This is a genomic window from Palleronia sediminis, from assembly GCF_004358695.1.
GTDB classification, from domain to species: domain Bacteria; phylum Pseudomonadota; class Alphaproteobacteria; order Rhodobacterales; family Rhodobacteraceae; genus Palleronia; species Palleronia sediminis.
Map to the genome: position 1 here is coordinate 1 of NZ_SNAA01000048.1, position 1,315 is coordinate 1,315.

1 protein-coding gene and 2 pseudogenes are annotated in these 1,315 nt (G+C 53.2%); 1 reads left to right on the plus strand and 2 read right to left on the minus strand.

The genetic code is table 11. The features are described from left to right. Window positions 1-107, plus strand: a pseudogene (locus E2L08_RS16815) (IS5/IS1182 family transposase); the annotation flags it as partial. Window positions 108-128: 21 nt separating this feature from the next. Here E2L08_RS16815 and E2L08_RS16820 read toward each other — a convergent pair. Together E2L08_RS16820 and E2L08_RS16825 are read right to left on the minus strand one after the other, a co-directional pair. Beyond that, a complete protein-coding gene (locus E2L08_RS16820; protein WP_168771194.1) occupies window positions 129-1,109 on the minus strand; it encodes a hypothetical protein in 981 nt (326 codons plus the stop codon). A gap of 98 nt (window positions 1,110-1,207) precedes the next feature. Continuing rightward, a pseudogene (locus tag E2L08_RS16825) lies at window positions 1,208-1,315 on the minus strand (IS5/IS1182 family transposase); the annotation flags it as partial.

Here is a 1,315-nt window from a genome sequence, read left to right on the forward strand (position 1 = left end):
TCGGTAGGTTGAAAGACTGGCGTCGCATCGCCACCCGCTACGACAGATGCCCGAAGGTCTTCCTCTCCGCCATCGCCCTCGCCGCAACCGTCATGTTCTGGTTATGAATCCTGACCCTAGTTCGTCTCCTAATTCTTGGGCTGCACTACTAAGAGTTGAGCGCCAAAGCCATGAAGCGCCTCGTCACTGATTGCTCTAAGGGTCTGCTCCTCTGGTGAGAGCGCTCTGCTTTCTCTTATATCCGGTGCTGACGGGGCTGACGTTTCCGGCTCTTCCGACTTCAGCGCGGTGCGTCCGATAGGAACGGAAACATAGGACAGGTCAATGCCATCTGACGACGCCCTGGCTGCACGTCTGGCAGACTCAATTTCAGCAACTATCTTCTGCTGGGTCTGGCGGGCTTGAGTTCGTCGTTCTCGAATATTGCCTAGCCACTCCGGCAATCGCTCTCGGACTGGCCTGCTATCGCTGGCTAAGCGCTCAAGAATTTTCTCGCCTAACGCACTTGCAGTAAGGGGAGAAATCTCCTTCGGCTCCGAACAGAAATAGGTATGGTGAGCATCATAGGCGACGTGGTGTTTATCATCATCGTGGATCAACCCAATCATGCTAGGAGCGACAAAGATTGAGCGCCCCGCAACTTGCTCACTTCGCCACGCATCATTGATTTCCGAAGCCATGTGGAAACGCGGAGCGGCATAGAACACCAAGTTTATTCCATCGTCCAGTTCCACCAATGATGTGTGCTGAAAGGACTTCTTTCGCTGTGTGATCGGAAACCTGTGGAAAGGCAGTGAGAGCGGTAAGCCATAGTGCTTGATCTCAGTAGCGCTTGAGCGTGTCATATAGTCAGCACGCTTGAATTGCAGATACAGCGGCGCGCCAGGCTTATCTAGCTTGACATCATAACCGCCGTTTTCTTTACCTTCCTCAATGAGGCTTGGAAAGACCGGGGCAGCGGACAGAGGCAACCAGCCAACAATCTCGTTGGTCAATGCAAATCCATAGCTAAACTCTGAAATCTCGGGAATCATTACAATGCCTTTCGCCGCGCCATGTTCGTGGCGATCCAAATTCTTTGCTTCGGTTTCATGTTCGCCGCTCCGCACTCTCAAAATAATACTATCTGGAGCAACAAAAATCTAACAGTTTCGGTAGGATAGTGGTCTCCGTCGCCACAGAAGTATCACATTGCTAGGGTCAGGACTCATAGCCAGTAGATGACCGTGGCGGCGAGAGCGATGGCCGAGAGGAAGACCTTCGGACACCGGTCGTATCGCGTGGCCACCCGGCGCCAGTCCTTGAGCCTGCCGAA